Raw genomic sequence first — 372 nt, forward strand, 5'->3', positions numbered from 1 at the left:
TCAATGATTATAACGACATTGTTTCTCAGGTATGTCGTGCTTGGAATGGCTTTTTGGAGTGCAGCGATCGCGTGACCAAAATGTGCAGTAGAGACTGGATAGAGCTGATCAGCTAGTTTTCCGGATTGGTATTAGATCATAAATTAACGGAATTGGTATCAGAGTGTTTTCCGGTTGATATCAATTATTTTCCCAAACGGCAAACGTAAAAAAGCCCTAATCTTTCGATTAGGGCTTATTTAAATAAGTGGCGGAGTGGACGGGACTCGAACCCGCGACCCCCGGCGTGACAGGCCGGTATTCTAACCAACTGAACTACCACTCCGCAGTGGTCAACTCACTAGGTGAGCGTCCATATCTCCAGGTCGGTCA

1 tRNA gene is annotated in these 372 nt (G+C 46.0%); it reads right to left on the reverse strand.

Features of this window, described 5'->3' with window-relative positions:
* Positions 1-248 precede the first annotated feature (248 nt).
* A tRNA-Asp gene (locus FCV43_RS20220) sits at positions 249-325 on the reverse strand.
* Positions 326-372: the final 47 nt, after the last annotated feature.

It is taken from the genome of Vibrio genomosp. F6 (assembly GCF_005146325.1).
Taxonomy (GTDB): Bacteria; Pseudomonadota; Gammaproteobacteria; order Enterobacterales; family Vibrionaceae; genus Vibrio; species Vibrio cortegadensis.